Annotated in this window: 13 protein-coding genes and 2 pseudogenes; 7 read left to right on the forward strand and 8 right to left on the reverse strand. The window is 69.8% G+C overall.

Going from position 1 to position 14927, the window contains the following annotated elements:
• Nucleotides 1–286: 286 nt before the first annotated feature.
• Nucleotides 287–600: pseudogene (locus P8A20_RS35995) on the reverse strand (winged helix-turn-helix transcriptional regulator).
• Here P8A20_RS35995 and P8A20_RS38850 point away from each other — a divergent pair.
• The 4 genes and pseudogenes from P8A20_RS38850 to P8A20_RS36015 form a co-directional block, all read left to right on the forward strand.
• Nucleotides 595–958: pseudogene (locus P8A20_RS38850) on the forward strand (hypothetical protein); the annotation flags it as partial. The pseudogenes P8A20_RS35995 and P8A20_RS38850 sit on opposite strands and share 6 nt — an antisense overlap.
• Nucleotides 959–1010: 52 nt before the next feature.
• Nucleotides 1011–1634 (forward strand): class I SAM-dependent methyltransferase, encoded by a 624-nt coding sequence (locus P8A20_RS36005; RefSeq protein ID WP_147960683.1) that lies wholly within the window; start codon nucleotides 1011–1013, stop codon nucleotides 1632–1634.
• 188 nt (nucleotides 1635–1822) lie between these two features.
• Entirely contained in the window at nucleotides 1823–3052 is a 1230-nt protein-coding gene (locus P8A20_RS36010) for a septum formation family protein (protein ID WP_306105007.1), read from the forward strand.
• 129 nt (nucleotides 3053–3181) lie between these two features.
• Nucleotides 3182–3562 carry a hypothetical protein gene (locus tag P8A20_RS36015; protein ID WP_147960681.1) on the forward strand — a complete coding sequence of 127 codons (381 nt, stop codon included), beginning with the start codon at nucleotides 3182–3184 and terminating at the stop codon, nucleotides 3560–3562.
• A 122-nt stretch (nucleotides 3563–3684) separates the two neighbouring features.
• Here the strand turns inward: P8A20_RS36015 and P8A20_RS36020 are convergent, their stop codons facing one another.
• Nucleotides 3685–4212 (reverse strand): O-acetyl-ADP-ribose deacetylase, encoded by a 528-nt coding sequence (locus P8A20_RS36020; RefSeq protein WP_306105008.1) that lies wholly within the window; start codon nucleotides 4210–4212, stop codon nucleotides 3685–3687.
• Between the two features lie 240 nt (nucleotides 4213–4452).
• Nucleotides 4453–5037, reverse strand: a complete 585-nt coding sequence (locus tag P8A20_RS36025; protein ID WP_306105009.1) for a TetR/AcrR family transcriptional regulator — start codon at nucleotides 5035–5037, stop codon at nucleotides 4453–4455.
• 210 nt (nucleotides 5038–5247) lie between these two features.
• Here P8A20_RS36025 and P8A20_RS36030 point away from each other — a divergent pair, with 210 nt between their 5' ends.
• The gene (locus tag P8A20_RS36030) at nucleotides 5248–5808 is read left to right on the forward strand and encodes a hypothetical protein (protein WP_147961483.1); all 561 of its coding nucleotides are present in this window, start codon (nucleotides 5248–5250) and stop codon (nucleotides 5806–5808) included.
• 130 nt (nucleotides 5809–5938) lie between these two features.
• Here P8A20_RS36030 and P8A20_RS36035 read toward each other — a convergent pair whose 3' ends face one another.
• A complete protein-coding gene (locus P8A20_RS36035; protein WP_147961482.1) occupies nucleotides 5939–6928 on the reverse strand; it encodes an Lrp/AsnC family transcriptional regulator in 990 nt (329 codons plus the stop codon).
• Between the two features lie 314 nt (nucleotides 6929–7242).
• Here P8A20_RS36035 and P8A20_RS36040 point away from each other — a divergent pair, with 314 nt between their 5' ends.
• Nucleotides 7243–8805 carry an MFS transporter gene (locus P8A20_RS36040; protein WP_147961488.1) on the forward strand — a complete coding sequence of 521 codons (1563 nt, stop codon included), beginning with the start codon at nucleotides 7243–7245 and terminating at the stop codon, nucleotides 8803–8805.
• Nucleotides 8806–9338: 533 nt separating this feature from the next.
• On the forward strand, nucleotides 9339–9998 hold the full coding sequence (locus P8A20_RS36045) for a class I SAM-dependent methyltransferase (RefSeq protein ID WP_306105010.1): 660 nt from the start codon (nucleotides 9339–9341) through the stop codon (nucleotides 9996–9998).
• A gap of 300 nt (nucleotides 9999–10298) precedes the next feature.
• Here P8A20_RS36045 and P8A20_RS36050 read toward each other — a convergent pair whose 3' ends face one another.
• The 4 genes from P8A20_RS36050 to P8A20_RS36065 form a co-directional block, all read right to left on the reverse strand.
• A complete protein-coding gene (locus P8A20_RS36050; protein ID WP_306105011.1) occupies nucleotides 10299–11876 on the reverse strand; it encodes a hypothetical protein in 1578 nt (525 codons plus the stop codon).
• A 369-nt stretch (nucleotides 11877–12245) separates the two neighbouring features.
• Complete coding sequence (locus tag P8A20_RS36055) at nucleotides 12246–13142, reverse strand: sucrase ferredoxin (RefSeq protein WP_147961480.1); 897 nt, start codon at nucleotides 13140–13142, stop codon at nucleotides 12246–12248.
• Nucleotides 13139–14347 (reverse strand): cupin domain-containing protein, encoded by a 1209-nt coding sequence (locus P8A20_RS36060; protein WP_306105012.1) that lies wholly within the window; start codon nucleotides 14345–14347, stop codon nucleotides 13139–13141. The genes P8A20_RS36055 and P8A20_RS36060 overlap by 4 nt, the downstream gene beginning before the upstream one ends.
• Nucleotides 14344–14634, reverse strand: coding sequence for a BatC protein (locus P8A20_RS36065; protein WP_306105013.1), 291 nt, complete (start codon nucleotides 14632–14634; stop codon nucleotides 14344–14346). The genes P8A20_RS36060 and P8A20_RS36065 overlap by 4 nt, the downstream gene beginning before the upstream one ends.
• Nucleotides 14635–14927: the final 293 nt, after the last annotated feature.

Below are 14927 nucleotides of genomic sequence, written 5' to 3' on the forward strand. Positions count from 1 at the left end.
ACCCTTCCGGCGCCGCGCGCGGCGGGCAACCGCTCAAGTACCGGGACCGGCACAGGCGATCGTACTCAGCCGGTGCGGCGAGCGGGCATCGGCGCAGCCGTGAGCCCGACCCGGGTCCGGATCCATGCCGGGGGCCTGCGAGGCCGCACGCGACACCGTGCGAGGCGTGACCTGACGACGGCGTCGGGCGCGCTTCGTCGCACCTGGCCTCGTCCTGCCGCGCCGTTCGGTCCGGCAGGTCTCGCACCGGCGCAGTGGCCAGTCGGCACCGGGGATCCTGCCGGCATCACTGCGCGGAGACCTTGAGGACGGTGGTGTCGTCGGGCCTCAGCCGTCGCCCGTCCGCGGACAGCACCTCCAGCGCGCGGAGGCGATGTCCCTCCCGGCGGTCGACCAGCTGTGAGTGAGGTTCTTCAGGGGTGAAGAAGTTCTGCTCGCCCCACTGCCGCAGTGCGCGACGACAGGGAAGAGCGCCTCGCCCTTCGCGGTGAGCACGTACTCGCGGTAGGCGCCGCCGTCCGAGGCGGGGACGGACTCGAGGACCCCTCCGGCCACCAGGGTCCGCAGACGCGACGCGAGAATGTCCTTCATCACGCCCAGGCTGCGCTGGAACTCCCCGAAGCGCCGGCTTCCGGAGTCGCCGGCGCCTTGGCCGCGACCACGGCGGGCCGCCTGAACGACCGTGGACGTTCCGGGCTGACCACCGGCATCGCGCTGGCGCTCCTTGCCGCTTCATGGCTGCCCTTGGCAGCGCCACGGGCGCCCTCGCCGCGACCACCCTCTACGCGACGGCCGGCTGGGGCGCCGTATGCGTACCGGGCGGCGCGTTCAGCTGTCTCGGGCTCTGACCGACGGTGGGCGCGCCGCAGGTCAGCGAGCCGCGCGCGTTCCTTGCCTTCTACGGCTGCGCGCTGTTCACTGTGCCGCGCGACAACGACCGGCCCGCGCCGATCTGTGAACACCCCCTCCTCGTCCCCGTCGGGCGAGGCCGACCGGAAGGCACCGCGAACATGACTGGGAAACAGGACCGCTGGGCGGAACTGACCGGAGGGCAAGCGGGGGAGGAGTACGCCCAGCGTTTCGCGCGGCTCGTCGCATCGGGCCACGACGTCCACGGCGAGGCCGCCTTCTGCGACGCACTGCTGCGCCCCGACGCGAGGGTGCTCGACGCGGGCTGCGGCACCGGCCGGATCGCGATCCGGCTCGCCGAGCTGGGCCACCGCTGCACCGGCGTGGACGTCGACTCCTCGATGCTCGCCGTCGCGCGCCGTGACGCCCCCGCGCAGGAGTGGCTCCTCGGCGACCTGGCCCGGCTGGATGCTCTCGGCCTGGAACCGGACTTCGACCTGGCGCTCGCTGCCGGAAACGTCGTTCCCCTGCTCGCCCCCGGCAGTGAATCAGCCGTCATCCGTCAACTGGCCGCCGCGCTGAAACCGGGTGGCCTGCTGGTCACAGGCATGGGACTGGACGCGGCACACCTGCCACTGCCGGAACCGCCCCTGACACTTGCGGACTTCGACCACTGGTGCACCCAGGCCGGGCTGATCCTGCGGCAGCGCTACGCCACATGGAGCGGCGACCCCTACCAGGACGGATGCGGCTACGCCGTGAGCGTGCACTCCCGCCCCGCATGAGTGACACCTGGGCAGGCCGTCCGAGCAGTCCACGGGAAGGATGCCTGCAGCCGAGTACGCACCGGGCACCGCTCCGGCGGAAGGGCCCGGACTCCCGACATGACAAGGCCTGCCCGGGGAGGGGCGGAGTGACAATACCGTTATGCGGGGGAGTACAACCGCCGGTCGGCGTCCGCGGTCGAACCGGAGTGATCAATAGCCGGCTTCGCCTCCTGTACGCCGTTGTCGTACCCACACTTCTCCTGACCGCCTGTGCGGGCAGCTCAGAAGACCAGCAGCCCTCGCACCCCGTCTTCGACGCACCGGTCGGGCAGCAGCCCCGTCAGGCTCTGCTCGCGACCCAGGGCAGTCGGAACGCCCGCTTCACGCAGACTCTGACGTTCGGCTCGCCCTCGGGGGACACGGTCCAGCAGTCCGCCGGACGCGTCGACTTCTCCGACGGCCGCGCAGCTGGTTCCATCGAGTGGGTATTGGCACCGGACCTGCCGGCAGCGGCCAAGGACGCGCTGCTGGGCGTCCGTCTGGGACCAGGGCATTCCCCCGCCCGGACCCGGATAGCCGTGGACGGTGACTCCGTGCGACTGCGTGCGGGCGAGGCCGGCTACTGGCTGAAATACGAGGGCACTCTGGAAACCTTCGGCGGTGAGGCCTCGGTCAACGCACTGCGGGGAACGGAGTCCGCGTTCGGCGGCACGCTGCTCGAGATACTGAGCGGCGCCCAGGACGTGAAGGACGCCAAGGCCCCCGGGGGCGGCCGTACCTACAGGGCGCAGCTCACCGCGTACAACGCACTGCGCATGTTCTCCCAGGACCTGCGGGCCGAACTCACCAGCAACATCGACCCCAACGGCACGGACACCCCCGTGACGCTCAGCATCGCGGTGGATGCCGACGGGCACATCACTCGTGCCGAAGCCGATTTCACCGAACTCCTCGACAGGAAGGACAGCGCTCTGGCGGCCATGACCGGCCTTCACGCGGTGATGACGTTGAGCAGACAGGGGGACTCCCCGCCGGCCATGCCCACCCCGTCGGAACGGACACTCGACGCGAAGACCGCCGTCAGGACGGTCGGTGATCTGAAGAAGGGTTCATGCGCTGACCTCGCGACCGGAAACCGCACGTTCGACATGGTCGTGGCTGTTCCCTGCGCCCAGCCCCACGACGTCCGTGTGTTCGCCCATGCGCGCTTGGGCACCGAATACCCCGGCGACGGCAGGGCTCAGCAGAAGGTGGACGAGGAGTGCCGAAGCGAACATCTTTCGGCACCCCGCGAGTGGAAGCGTGAGGCAGCCGACGAGGACGTGTACTGGTACACCTGGCCGGAGGAGGACAGCTGGGGCGTCGGCGGCACCGCAACGGCCTCCTGCTACATCGTGACCCGTGACCCGGTGACCACCAGGGCCCTGGCCGTCTGACATGCGCACAGTGCGCGCGACCGCCACCCGCGGCACGAGCGGGACCGAGATCCAGGCCAGCCAGGCACCGTTGGGGTGCGGCGCAGTTCTCTTCGCTGCCGGCCGCAGGAGAGGACGAGGAGAGAAACCATGTCCCTGAACCCCCAGCACATCGTGGACCGGCTGTTCGAGCAGATCGAAGCTGAGCACTTCGATTTCACGATCACGGTGACCGACAGCATGGCCCCTGAACGCTGGTTGCAGCTGCGGGGCAACTCGATCAACGTTCCCTACCCGCACCACGGTCCTCCCGAAGAGGTGCTGCCCGCATTCGACATGTTCGGGAGCGTGCCGTGGAACGTCGACAGTTGGGAGGCCGATCGCCACGTGACTGTCGACTGGGGCCCTCCGGACACGGGAACGGGCCTTGTGGGTGGGAGGATTGATCTTGCGCCGGTCCTCGCGCGGATGCTCGAGAACTATCTGGGTCTGCCGATCGACTCCGAGCGATGGACCGTCGTCGAGCAGTGAACTGCCGGTGGACACACCGTGGTGCTCTCGGCACGGTGCGGTCGCTCTCCTCAGCCGACGTGCCTCAGGACGAGCTGGCGATCCCGAACCAGGGGGAGACCGGCGAGATGGTCGTGTGCGGCCTACGCGTTCAGCGCTTCGTCGAACCGTGCGTACACCTCCTCGTCGAAGAGCACGAACCGAACCTCGGTGACGGGAGGCCGGGCCGCCTCGCGGACTGTACGCACGGCGACGCGGGCTCCGTCGTCGAGCGGCCAGCCGTACACGCCCGTCGAGATCGCCGGGAAGGCGACCGTCCGGGCTCCCAGCTCCGATGCCACTCGCAGGGACTCCTGGTAACAGGAGGCCAACAGAGCGGACCGGTCCTGCGTGCGGGACCAGACCGGGCCCACCGTGTGGATGACGTGCTCCGCGTGCAGCCGCCCGGCTGTCGTCGCCACGGCCTGCCCGGTCTGCAGGCCCTTGCCGTAGTGCGAAGCCCGCAGGGCGCGGCAGGCAGCGAGGATCTCGGGACCGCCTCGCCGGTGGATCGCACCGTCCACCCCACCACCGCCGAGGAGCGACGAGTTGGCGGCGTTGACCAGGACGTCGGCGTGCTGCTCGGTGATGTCCCCGTGTACGAGGGTGATGGTCGGACCGGTCATCGTCATACGGCCATTCTCCACTCGGGGGTGCGGAACGGGGGTATCGGAACCTGAACCGTCGCGCAACTGTGCTGCCCTGACGGGTCCGGGTATTCGCCCTTCCCGCCGGCTGCGCTCGGGCAAGGTCGTGTGCGCACTGTACGAGCGCACACGCCGGGCGACCGGGGTGTTCCGCCGTGTCATCGTTCCGGTGTCCGGCCGGACCGGTGGGGGAGGGGTTCGATCATGTGGCGGGGCGGAGGTGGTTCAAGCGCCGCGTGTCTGCAGGATTCCTTCGATGCCCAGCTGAAAGGTCTCGGAGATCAGTTTCGGGTCGAAGAGGCAGCCCGAGGCCATGGCGCCGTCCCGGAGCATGACGAGGTGCCGGCCGGCTTCGGCGGCAGGGGCGTCGCCTACCTGTGCCAGCAAGTCGGTGACGGTGTCCAGGAACCACTGGCGGTGGGTCAGAACGGCTTGGTGAATGGGGTGGGCCGGGTCGGGGTATTCCGCCGTCGCGTTGAGGAAGGCGCAGCCGCGGAACTGGGGGCTTTGGATGCTTTCGGCGATGAACCGGCCGATGGCCCTGACCTGGTCGGCTGCCGACTGCTCGCCCGCCCGGACAGCCTCGGTCCCCGCCCGGATTCCACGGTCCGCCTGGTCCAGGTAAGCGAGGACCAGTTCTTCCTTGCCTGAGAAGTGCCGGTACAGGGTGGCGCGGGTGACCTGCGCCTCCGCGATGATGCGGTCGACGCCCACGGAGTGGATGCCCTCCGCGTAGAAGATCCTTGTCGCTGTTGCAAGCAGTCGCGCCCGTGCTGCCGACGTGCTGCCGCCTCCCGTTGCCTCACTCATGCGGCCAGAGTACCTCAGGGATGAGGGAGAACGTTCGGTCTTGACAGGGGCGATGCATCCCCCTTCAATGTGAAACAAGACCGAACGTTCTCCCTCGGGGGCATGGTGCGTCGTGGCCTGCTGGTCCGGCGCGGTCACGCGTCCGGCCTGAGAGGCGGGCGGAAGCCCCGGTCGGCCGACATCGACACGCTTTACCTGAAAGGAACTTCCATGGACACCTTGGTCGTTACTGCTCCCGCCGGCGTTCCCGCTGCCCTGCGCAAGCTGTACATGCTGCGTTTCGCGTTCGCCGCGGTGTGGGCTGGATCGCTGTTCGCGATGGCCGACACCCTGGGGGTGTTCACTGCCGCGCTGCTGGTGATCTACCCGCTGTTCGACGTGGCGTGCGCGGTCATCGACATCAGGTCCGCCCGGGTGGACGCCCGGTCGGTGCGCGGCCTGTACGTGAACGTCGTGCTCAGTGGGCTCGCCGTGATCGGTCTGGCTGTCGCCGTGACCTCCGGCGTTCCCGCCGTCCTGCGCGTGTGGGGTGTGTGGGCTGTCACTGCGGGCGTTGTCCAGCTTGTCGTCGGCGCAGCCCGGCGCCGGCTCGGCGGGCAGTGGGCCATGATCGCCAGCGGCTTCATCTCCACTCTCGCCGGCACTTCGTTCTTCATGCAGGCGGGCAAGGACGGCGCCTCGCTGGGAAGTCTGGCCGGCTACGCTTTCCTCGGCGGCGTCTTCTTCCTCGTCTCCGCTCTCCGTCTTGGACGTACCCGCGCGAACGGCTGACCGCCTCCCCTGCCCGGGGGATCATGCCCGGCGAAGTGCTGGTAGGTGTCGGGTCCGGTGTTCCGAGTGGCCGGTTCGGTCGGTGGGGGCGGGGCGGCGTTCAGCGCGTCGAGGTGTCGTGCCGGCTCCGTCACCGGGGTGGTGCGATCAGCCGTCCCTGGTGGACGAGTGACGCGGCCTGCTTGAGGGTGCGAAGCCGGACGCTGGATGTGTAGCCGGTGATCCCGGGGACCGTGGAGAGCCGGCAGCTGAGCCAGTCGTAGAAGTCGGCGGCGTCCGTGCACATGACGATTGCCATCAGGTTCTGGGCGCCGGTCGTGGCGGAGGCGAAGACGACCTGGGGGAGCGCGGCGACGGCCGAGCCTGTTTCGTGCAGGTGCGCGGGGGAGGTGTTCATCCACAGGGTGGCGCCGAAGGGGTAGCCCAGTTTCTCCAGGGCCAGGTCCACGTCGTAGAAAAGGCTGCCCGAGTGCTCCAGCACCTCCAGGCGTCGCGCCACCCGCCCGGTGGTCCAGCCGGTGCGGTCGGCGAGCGCGGCCTGGCTCGTCCGGCCGTCCTCCGCGAGAGCGGCGAGCAGGGTGGCGTCCTCCTCGTGCGGTTCGGCCGGCCGGCCCCGCGGTGTCATACGCGGGTTGTGCTCGCGAAGCGACTTCACCGCTTCCTCGGGAAGTGAGGGGCCCAGCCGTCCCCAGTCGGCACCGGGCGGGGAGTAGGTGTGCAGGATCATCCGGGTGTCGGTCTCCAGTACTCCCGGGGTACGGGCGAGTTGACGCAGTACCTCCGGCATCCGCCCCTCGTGAGGTGTTGCCATCGAGCACACGATCTCCGAGCCGCCGAAGGAGATGTTCGCGAAGGAGACCTCGGGAAGCCGGGTCAGGGCTTTCGCGCACGCGTCCATCCGGTCGGGGCGCAGAGAGATCCGGACCACGCTGGCGACCAGACCCTGCACCGCAGGGTTGACGAGTCCTACCACCCGTACCGTTCCCGCGCGGCGCATCGTCCGGTAGCGCCGTGCGACGGTCTGCTCCGAAGCCCCCACCACTTCCCCGACCAGTCGGAACGGTGCGCGGGGTGCGATGTGGAGTGCGTGGAGGATATAGCTGTCGAGGGTGTCAAGCATGGTGCAAACGTAGCGTCCGTTGTTCTGTGACGGCGGTTTCCCTCGCTTGCGCTGAGCGGAATTGATGGAAACGCCCACGTCGGTGGAGACTCTGAGGAGTCTCGAGGCCGTGTCCCGGGCCCCTGGCCTGCGGCGACCCGTCCAGCCAGGCCCGTACAGCTCAGGTTCGTGCGGCTCGGTTTCGTGCGGCCGGACGCGCGCCCGAGGCTCCGTGTTTCTCGTCCGTCTCTCGCGCCGGGCCTCGGTGCCCTGAAGGAGTCGTGTTGTCCCAGTCACCGCCCTCACCTGTGTCCCACCGTGGGGCGACCATCGTCATGGCCTGTCTCGGGGTCTTCGTCGCCTATCTGCCGGTGACCAGTGTCTCGGTGAGCCTGACCGCCATTCAGTCGGCGCTGTCCACGACGACTTCGCAACTGGCCTGGGTGTCGGATGCCTTCGTGCTGCCGATGGCGGCGTTCATCCTGACCGCCGGTGTCTTCGGGGACGTGCACGGCCGGCGCAAGGTCTTCGTCACGGGGCTGCTGTTCTCCGCCGCGGGCGCGGCCACGTCGCTCACCGCGCACTCGATCGGTCAGCTGTGGACGGGTCAGGCGTTGTCCGGGCTCGGCGCTGCCGCGTTGCTGCCCACGACACTTGCCCTCATCAGCCACGCCGTACCCGACCACCGCGAACGCGGTAAGTTCATCGGCATCTGGGCGATGTGCCTGCTGGGCGCCCTGGCTGTCGGTGGTGTGCTCGCCGGGACGATCCTCAGCCACGTCGGCTGGCGCTGGATCTTCCTCGTGCCGCTCCCTGTCGTGCTCGTCGCAGTCGTCGTCTCACTGCGGTGCCTGCCGGAGTCCCGCGCACCGCGAGCAGGGCGGCTCGACTGGCCCGGACAGATAACGGCCGCGCTCGCCATCACCGCGCTCGTCTACGGCGTCATCGAGGGGGGCGCCGGATCCTTCGGTGACACACCGGTCATCGCCGCGCTTGCGGTCTCCGTCGTCAGCGGCGTCCTCTTCGTCGTGACCGAGCGCCGTTCCGCCCACCCGATGCTCGACCTCGCGCTCTTCCGCAGCCCGGGCTTCACCGCCACGACCCTCGTCGCCATGATCATGTTTCTGGGGATGATCGGCTTCTTCTTCGTGCTGAGCCTCTACTTCGGCATGGTCCAGCGGCTCGACACCCTCGGCGCCGCCTGGCGGCTGCTCGTGATCACCGGGGCCGCGCTGATCGTCAGCGGCATAGCCGGGCGCGTCATGCACCGGCTCTCACCGCGCCTCATGATCACCACGGGTCTGCTCATGGTGACGGCGGCCCTGCTCACCCTGCTCGGCGCCGATGCCGGTACCTCCTTCGGCTCGCTGTCCTGGCGGCTGCTCCTGCTGGGTCTGGGCATGGGACTGGTGACGACGCCGATGACGGCCACCGCCGTCGCCTCCGTACCGCACCCGCTCGCCGGGATGGCGGCGGCAGGCAACAACGCCTTCCGCCAGGTCGGCGGAGCGCTCGGTCCTGCCGTGCTCGGCGCCCTGCTCACCAGCCGTGCTGTCTCCTCCCTTCCGGGCCACCTCGCCGACGCGGGGGTGGACGCTTCGCTGACCGGACAGGTCACCGCCGTGACCCGTGACGGCGGCCTCGGAGCGGTGAGTTCGATCCCCCTGGGGGCCGAGGCCGGACAGGTCTGGGGCGCGGTGAGCGAGGCGTTCCTCGACGGCATGCGCGTGTGCCTGATCGTCTCGGCGGGCCTCACGTTCTCGGCAGCGCTCCTCGCCTTCGTCCTCCTCCATCCCCGCCTGGGACGAAGGCGCTCGGTGAGCGTGGGCGGCGAACCGGGCGCGCAGGTGGCCGGCGGCACCGAGCGGCGTCGGGTCGGCACGGAAACGCCGGCCTGACGAGCTCTTTCCCGGCCGCCGCGGCATCAGCAGTTCGAGGAACTGTGGTCCTGTGGTCCTGTGGTCCTGTGGTCCTGTGGTCCTGTGGTCCTGTGGTCCTGTGGTCCTGTGGCCGGGGCCCGAGCCCCCGGGACACGGGAAGACCTGCGTTCGGCACGTGCCCGGACAGCTTCACCGCATCGCAGTGGTGGGTGGCGTGCGAGGAATCCGTGGACTTCGGCTGGTCCTGCCATCAGATTCGCAGGGGAGCTTGCGGGTTGGCGTCTTCGATTCGTAGGTGCGGCCATGAGCGCAGGGGGCACTCACGGCACCCGGGTGGTGCGAGGTCCGGTCGACGTGCACCACTCGGGGCCGCCCACCCTGGACCTTCGGACCGTTCGCCCTGGGGCGGCCTCCCCCGGTAGGAGGCCGGTGGCCAGGCCGTCCAGGTCCGCGGGCGCGAAGGCACGGTCGCTCCGGGCCGGATCACGGGCAACTCACCCCTGTCCCGGCTGTGGTTCCACCGGCGACCGGGGGAGTGATGGAGTCACGGCATGACGACCCTGCTGCCCCGCATCCTGCGAACACTCGAGCAGTTCCATGCCACCCGCCCCTGGGACCACAACGCCCACTACCACCGGTGGATCCTGCGCCGGCTCCCCAAGCGCTTCGACAAGGCTCTGGACGTGGGATCAGGCAGCGGGGACCTCGCCAGACTCCTGGCCCCACGGGCCCGAGTGGTGCACGGAATCGACGCCGACCCCGCGATCGTCGATCGCGCGCGGGAGCTCACAGACCCCGCCGCCTCGGTCACCTTCACCGTCGGAGACGCACTGAAGGAGGTGCCACCCGGCCCCTACGGCGTCATCACATGTGTTGCCACAATCCACCACATGCCGTTCCACGACGCCCTCACCTGCTTCCGCCGGAACCTGGCGCCCGGCGCAACTCTGATCGTCGTCGGCGTCTATCGCCCGCAGGCTCGGAGCGATTTCCTGATCGACGCCGTGGCCATCCCGGCGAACGTCGTCATGGCCTGGGTCAAGAACAAGGGCCGCAAGGTGTCGCGACCGGCCTCGATGACCGCCCCGACCCGACCTGCGACCATGACCTTTTCCGACATCGTCCGCGACGCCCACCAGGCGCTCCCCGGTGCACGGCTGCGCCGACGACTGTTCTGGCGCTACGCGCTGGTCTGGCACCGGTACCAGTAGTCGGCCTCACGCCCTGGCCCGGCTCGAAGGCACGGTGCGACGGGGCGGACCGGTCGCTGATCATCACGAGAGGGCGACGAGCCGGGCCTGTCGTGGCGGGGAGCAGCGAAGAACCGGGCTGTGCCCCCCAGCGCCGGGCAACGGTCGGTGCCGCCCGCCATGCAGCAACAGGCCGATGTGCGGGACGAGCGCGACAAGTCCCACGTGCCACGCGGTCTCCGGAGGGAGGCCGGTGAGGGATCGATCCCGGGCTGGGAGGGTCGGCAGGGTGGCCGGCCGGGTGCCGGCCAGCCCGGCTCCTCACGTCTGCTCCTCCTGCGTGGGGGCCGTGCTCGCCTCGATGGCCTCCTCGTCGGACATCCCGCTCTGCGTCAGGTCGCGCGAGCGCCATGGATCATCGTTGCTCGTCCAGGTACGGTTGATCGACTCCTGCAATCGTGACAAATAGGCCCCACCGTCACGTTCGTACCGGCTCACCTCGGCGGCCGTCAGGCGGATCAACCTCGACCCGTCCACGGCGCTGTACCAGCAGCGTGCGTTCATGAAGAGATGCTTGCCCCTGGCGAACAGGATCCAGGTGCTGCCGTCGGTCGCGATCTGTTCCGGTCGTTGTGCTTCCCACGCGATCCGGGCGGCATCGCCCCACCGCTCGACCGGCGGGACCCGCTCCGGGGTTCGGCGACGGGCGTCGTTCAACGAGGCGTACTCGAAGGTCGGATCAGCGTCGCGATGCAGCGCGAAGAAGATGCGCCGGTGGCAGATCGTGCACCCCAGCTGTGCCGCGACGTGTTCCATCAGCCCGGAGTCATGCAGGCGGAGCAAGTCGTCCAGCGCCACCCATCTGTGCTCCTGGCGGAGGTGGCCGGCTGCGACCCCGCTGCGCAACGAAGTGATCGTCGCGTCCACATCGACGCCGTCGGACGCTGATCCCGCCCTGATCAACGTGCCCGCGCAGCCCGGGCAACGCTCGTCAGCGGGATCGGTCCCGGCATACGTGTCCTCTGCCGTCATCTGGATGAGCTTCAGATGATTCGGCTCATCCTTCTCGGCCCATGCGTCGTAGAAGACCTTCACGAAGCCGCCCCCGACGCGGTGGGTCGCGCTCGTGCCCGTGCGTCCGGCGATCGGCGCACCGAGTGCCTCCTCGACCTGACTTCTGGAGGCGTCCCGGCCCAGCCCGGGGAGCAGGCCACCTAGCTCCGGGAAACCGTGCGGCGCGGCCTCGGTGGGCTGGACGTGGAAGAGGATCGCAGTCACCGTCCCGTCCCGGAGCATGATCTCCCCGCCCGAGCTGAACGTCAGACAGCGGTCGTGGTGTGCGGGAGCGCCGACCTCGAACTCGCTGATCACCGGGTCCGAGCCGAGCAGACCGATGACACGCTGCACGGCGTCGTCCCGCTCGGCCATCAGGAGAGCGTCGTTGTACGGCTCGAAGGCATGCCGCACCGCGACTGCCCGGGCCGCTGCCCTGTCCTCCGTCTCCTGCGCGCGCCGGGCGCGTTCTCCATCGCTGATGATCAACGACTCGACGCCGAACCAAAGCCGCCTCCCGAACGCCTCGCGATCCCGGGAACGCTTCAGATCGACCTTGCACAACAACGCGAGTGAATCCCGAAGACCGCCCCGAAAACGCTTGTTCATCGTGGTCAGGTAGTTCTCGACCGCGGAATCGGTGCCACCGAGGATCGCGTCGATCACCCGACGACATTCTGCCGGCGGACGCGCGGGGGAGGCATCGGCATGAAAAACGGCGAGTTCACCGAACAGCACGGCGAATACGGCCCAACGCCGAAGGGCGCTGCGCTCTGCGACGGCTATGTGCTGCGCGGTCACCGCGAAGCTGAAATCAACATGCCGTTCGTCCCGGGCGACCGACACGTTCAGCGTCCCCCGACCGCCCTCACGCACGTCGATGAACGGCTCGTCCTCCCCCGGGTCGGGCAGCAGCCAGAGCCGCCGTACACCCCTGCCGGGCGCCTGGACCTGTGGGCTGCGCTTCCTACCCATGGCTCCTCCTCGTGCGTTCCATGCTCGCGCCGCTCCCTCATCCTCACGAGGCCCGCCGCACCCCCGGCGTCTCGACCACGCGTGCCGGCGCCCTGGAGGCCGCGGCTGCACTCGACATCGTGCCAGTGCGGCAATGGACGGTTGGAATCCCGGTCGTTCTCGTCGACGTCCGACGGAAAGCGGCCGAGCTCGTCTCCATCACGCCGGCGTGAACCCGCAGCCCTTACGGGCAGCTCCCGTTCAGCTCTCGCGCAGAGAAACCACTTCGTAGACGAGGGCGGAACTCCCCTCCGGTCCGCGACAGGTCAGCCGGAGCGGCGGCGTGGGGCGGGCCCGAACCTCGACATCGAGCAGTCTGCCGTGCGACGTTCCTCCGCTGACCCTCACGTGCCATCCGTCCTTGTCGCGCACGGTGCCGACGATCGCGTAGTCGTGCCGGCCGGCCGGACCGAAGCGCCTGAGCACCGCCGCCACCGCTGCCTGCTGCGGCGGGTACAGGGTCGTGAAGCCCCGCAGGTGGTCGGCATGGATGCGGCCGGCCAGGTGCTCCTCCACCACGGTGAGCGACGAGGCGGCATCGAGACCGCCGTAGTAGACGCCGTCGGGTACGACGACGACGTTCGCGGCGAACCTGTCCCCGCCGACGTGCGTGGATTCCCACACCAGGTCGGGCCAGCGCTCACCGAGGGCCCGGCCCACGGGCCGCCCGCGCACGGCACAACAGACATCGTGCAGACCGTGTGCGCAGACGAGGACGACGGGGGGCCCGCCCTGTTCCCCCGGGGACTGCAGAGCGGTCACGATCCGGGCCAGGTCCTGGTCCAGTCGCCAACTGCCCCACTGCTGGCGCAGGCCACCGCAGGCGTCGTGGCGCAGCACCGCCCAGCGGTCACTTCCGCCGGGACGGCGGCGTCCTGGGCGCCTGACCAGGAGCACCCTGGCCCGGCTCGCCCGGGCCGCCGAGAAGACGAGCGTCTTGATCCCGGGGTCGAGGTCGAGACCGTCGAAACCGTTGACCGGCCAGCTGCGCCTGCATTCGATGAGCACCCAGACACTGCCGTAGGGAGCCGTTCCCGAGAAGGCGTCACCTCGTGCGCGGGCGGCATCGGCGCAGAAGAACCGCTCCGCCGGGGTCACCGGTTCCCTGGAAGCAGGACCCCGGCCCGCAGGAGCCGCTCGGCAAGGGCGAGCCCGAGGTCGCCGGCCGTGCGGATGCGGCCGTCGAGCAGTCGAGTCACGAGCACGAGGTCGGATGCCGGCAAGTCCAGGTAACCCACCCGGGTGAACAGCCGCGTCCCTGACAGCCAAGGCTCCACTGCTTCCCGCAGCCGTACCGGTGACGTCGGACGAAGGCCGTTCAACGCGGAGAGCTGGGCGAGCGGCCCCAGCGGGGCGGGGCGGCCCTGGGCCCGCCGGGCGCGCTCGAACGACGGAGCCGGGTCGGCCTTCGCCACAGCGGCCAGCAGACGCTCACGGACCACATCCCGTTCGCCGTCCCGGCCACTGGCCCCCAGAGGCAGGGACTCGCGCATCGGGGGATCGTCCCGCAGCGCCGCGAGGGCGGCCCGGGCCAGCTGCTCGGCCAGGGCGTAGCGGGTCCAGGGATGGACACCGAGAGTGACATGAATCGAGACGTGCCCCTGCGTCCGGGCTGAATGCAGCCAGCCGCGCGGCAGGTAAAGCACATCCCCGGGACGGAGCACGGTGTCCAGGTGGGCCGTACCCCGTGCCGCCCTGTCGGCGACAGCCGGCCGGTGATCGGTCCATGGCTGATCGCGCATCGGGTCGGGCAGCAACGGCTCATGGATGATCCACCGCTTCGTCCCTTCGATCTGGAGGACGAAGACGTCGTGCACGTCGTAGTGCGCGTCGAATCCGCGGTTCTGCGGAGGGGTCACATAGGCGTTGGCCTGCACGGGGTGACCGAGCTCCGTGCTCAGATCGGATACGAGGTCCGCGACCGGCTCCCAGGTGCGGTGAAGCGCCTGCAGAACGAGCGTGGCTCCGTCGGCGAACGCGCGCCACAGAGCGGTGTCGTCGAGCTGGTCGGCGATGGTGGCGCCAACTCCCGCGGGCGCGGTGAACGACGACTCGGGAAGCGTGGAGCCGTCCTTGGCGACGCGCAGGAACGGCGTACGCAGTCCGCGGCGGGAGATCAGCTCGTCCACGGCGGACGGAGAGAAAACATCGGAGAAGTCACTCGCACCCCGGGTGAGCGCCGCGGTCCGCGCCCAGACATCACGACCGAATTCCTCACGGCTCAGTCCGGTCAGACGGGACTCCAGGACACCGGCGCCTCGCTGGGCGCCGACGTCCTGGATCTCTGTCCGGAACACGCTCAAGAGCCGCTGCCGGCGCCGCCATCGGCTCCGCCGTCGTGGACGCCGGGGGTGCCCGATGCTCCGCCGTCCGCGGGTCCTTCGGCTCCGCCGTCCGCGCCGCCATCGGCTCCGCCGTCCGCGCCGCCGTCGTGGACGCCGGGGGTGCCCGAGGCTCCGCCGTCCGCGGGTCCTTCGGCGCCGCCGTCCGCGCCGCCATCGGCTCCGCCGTCGTGGACGCCGGGGTTCCCCGACGCTCCGCCGTCCGCGGGTCCCTCGTCCTTGCTCGCGTCGCGCTCGGGGTGGGCCATCGTTCCTCCTGGGGTCGCGCCGTACAACGGGGCTTTCCGGTACAAGGAAGCCCGATCACTGATTCGGGCTGACATGATCCGTTATCACCGTAGCCCTGTAGTCGGGAAACCTCGATTCGAGCAGCGGGAGATCTTTCGGATGCCGGAACGGTCGAGGCGCCGAAGTCTCCGCCGTCGGACGGAGGCGTGGCAGCCGGTCAGGGCAGTGCCGGGCCCTTCGCTGACGGGCCTCGGCGAGCTGTTCACGCAGAGTCCGGGCCGCATGGAGGACGACTTGCCCGACGGCGCACCGA

The organism is Streptomyces sp. Alt3 (assembly GCF_030719215.1).
Lineage (GTDB): Bacteria > Actinomycetota > Actinomycetes > Streptomycetales > Streptomycetaceae > Streptomyces > Streptomyces glycanivorans.

Excerpts from the sequence above, each read along its gene's own strand:
- P8A20_RS36015 (WP_147960681.1), top strand. The coding sequence starts at position 3,182 with ATGTCCCTGAACCCCCAGCACATCGTGGACCGGCTGTTCGAGCAGATC.
- P8A20_RS36025 (WP_306105009.1), bottom strand. The coding sequence starts at position 5,037 with ATGAGTGAGGCAACGGGAGGCGGCAGCACGTCGGCAGCACGGGCGCGA.
- P8A20_RS36040 (WP_147961488.1), top strand. The coding sequence starts at position 7,243 with ATGGCCTGTCTCGGGGTCTTCGTCGCCTATCTGCCGGTGACCAGTGTC.
- P8A20_RS36065 (WP_306105013.1), bottom strand. The coding sequence starts at position 14,634 with ATGGCCCACCCCGAGCGCGACGCGAGCAAGGACGAGGGACCCGCGGAC.
- P8A20_RS36045 (WP_306105010.1), top strand. The coding sequence starts at position 9,339 with ATGACGACCCTGCTGCCCCGCATCCTGCGAACACTCGAGCAGTTCCAT.
- P8A20_RS36005 (WP_147960683.1), top strand. The coding sequence starts at position 1,011 with ATGACTGGGAAACAGGACCGCTGGGCGGAACTGACCGGAGGGCAAGCG.
- P8A20_RS36030 (WP_147961483.1), top strand. The coding sequence starts at position 5,248 with ATGGACACCTTGGTCGTTACTGCTCCCGCCGGCGTTCCCGCTGCCCTG.
- P8A20_RS36020 (WP_306105008.1), bottom strand. The coding sequence starts at position 4,212 with ATGACGATGACCGGTCCGACCATCACCCTCGTACACGGGGACATCACC.
- P8A20_RS36035 (WP_147961482.1), bottom strand. The coding sequence starts at position 6,928 with ATGCTTGACACCCTCGACAGCTATATCCTCCACGCACTCCACATCGCA.